Below are 1,883 nucleotides of genomic sequence, written 5' to 3' on the forward strand. Positions count from 1 at the left end.
CCTACACCGAGATCAAGGGCGTCTGGGTCCACCTGGACACCCCCTGACCCGCCGTTTCGCGCCCGCCCCCACGAACCGGGTACGCTTTCCCGGCAACACGGGCGCGTAGCTCAGGGGTAGAGCACTCGCCTTACAAGCGAGGAGTCGGCGGTTCGAAACCGTCCGCGCCCACCAGCGAAAAGACCCTGTTCCCGACCATTGGGAACAGGGTCTCCGTGCCATTAGCCGACGAGCGCGAGCGCCCTGCCACCCCATCGTCGTCATCGGGGTTCGGTCACGGTCTCGCCCCACTTGGCAGCGCACCGGAAGTTCGCCCGCCGCAGGACGCCACCGCGCTTGCCAGTGAAGATCAGCGCATCAGGCTCAGCGCCGGTGAAGTTGCCGAGCTACCGCCGCATGTCCGGGGTGATCGTTTGGGAGAGTGCCACCGTGCGAAGGCCAACCCCTGTCTTGGAGGGCTCGATGATCAGTTCGCCGGTGTCCAACTCGACTGCCCTTGCCGAACGGTGACCCTCCCGGCGTTGAGGTCAAGGGGCGGCGTTGCTCGGGCCGCTGCGCGGCCCCGCGCCAGGCCGCGCGGAGCGTGCGGCGTGGGCGCCGGTCACCGGACGGCCGCGCCGGGTCGCGCATCGTGAAGCCGCCGCTCCGTTCGCCAGGTGCCGGCGGTCACCGGGTCGCGCCGCCGCTCAGCGACGTTCCATCATCCGGCCACGTCCGAAAGACTGCACCCGTGGACGAAGCTGGGGATCCCGAGCCGAACGAGACGCGCTCCGGCGAGAGCTGGCTGAACTGCGCGCCGGACTGTGTCACTCGCTCGGGAAGTACCGAACCGTGGGGCCCGGTCCCCAAGGCTTGACCATCAAGGCGGTGTTGAGCGACCGTGAGATCTTCGACGAGATCCGGCGGCTACGGCAGATAGCGGAACAGCACGCCTCCGGCGGGGGCCTCTGACTCCGGGAAGCCCCGGCGTGTTCGTGACGGCCGTTGGTGTGCTGGGGGAAGCTCAGGCGGGGAAGCGGTGTGCGTGCCACGTGCAGGGCGGCTCCGTGCCACTTGTGTGCCACATCGGAGCGCCGGAGCTGTGAGGCGCGGCAGGGCAGGACCTTGATCAGCCTGTGTGATCACGCCGCGCGTCCGTGCCATTAGCGTGCCATTAGGTCTTTGAATGGCGCGCGCATGCCGTCCTCGGGGCTCGAACGAGCTTGTCCGGGGACAGCCCACGTCAAAGGTGTTGTCGCTTGGGCCGCTGCGTGGGCGCGCATTCTGAGGCGTCCGCCGGCTCCGCTTGCCGGTCGTTATGGGTGCTGCGCCGCTACGAGTGGTGGCCAAGGCTTCGCTCGACGCGGGCAAGTACGTCGGTACCCAGCTCACTGGCCAGGGCTGTCACCTCTGCCCGCTCAGCTGCAGCGAGCGGCTGGTCTTCCTCCGCCAGCCAGTCCGCAACTGATTCGATCGCCAGGCCGTACTCGGCATGCGCAAGGAACTCCGTGCCCCAACGGACTTGGTCATCAGTCAGCCGATCCGCCACCAGATGCAACAGCGCAGCCATGCGCGTCTCCCATGCACGAACGGCTATGTGGTCCTCATGCCTGCGGTACAAGCCCATGAGACATCCCTATCGGCCTCACACGCCACCGCCAACTGGGCCCATGTGCGTCGGCGGTTGAGTTGGAGGGATGCGCGGCCCACAGTTGCGTGTGCCACTGGCGAGCGTGTGATCCGTGGGGCGTGGCAGGTTGGGAGCGTGATCAAACTGTGGAGCGCCCCGGGTTGGGTGGAGGCCCTGAAACCTGGAAGGGTGAGGGGCTATGGCACCCCCGAGAAAGTACTCCGTTGAGCTGCGTGAACGCGCGGTCCGTATGGTCTTTGAGCTGCGCGAGCAG

General features: G+C 67.5%; 1 protein-coding gene and 1 tRNA gene. One reads left to right on the forward strand and one right to left on the reverse strand.

All coding sequences use genetic code 11. The annotated features are described in order from the left end of the window. Positions 1–99: 99 nt before the first annotated feature. Positions 100–174 (forward strand) — tRNA-Val (locus tag ETD96_RS43635). A 1,138-nt stretch (positions 175–1,312) separates the two neighbouring features. On the opposite strand, the gene ETD96_RS43640 is transcribed toward ETD96_RS43635, so the two are convergent. Next, positions 1,313–1,549 (reverse strand): MafI family immunity protein, encoded by a 237-nt coding sequence (locus ETD96_RS43640; protein ID WP_171069542.1) that lies wholly within the window; start codon positions 1,547–1,549, stop codon positions 1,313–1,315. Positions 1,550–1,883 lie beyond the last annotated feature (334 nt).

It is taken from the genome of Actinomadura geliboluensis (genome assembly GCF_005889745.1).
Taxonomy (GTDB): Bacteria; Actinomycetota; Actinomycetes; order Streptosporangiales; family Streptosporangiaceae; genus Spirillospora; species Spirillospora geliboluensis.

What these genes read in the sequence shown, in the direction of transcription:
- ETD96_RS43640 (WP_171069542.1), bottom strand. Translation starts at nt 1,549, where the DNA reads ATGGCTGCGCTGTTGCATCTGGTGGCGGATCGGCTGACTGATGACCAA.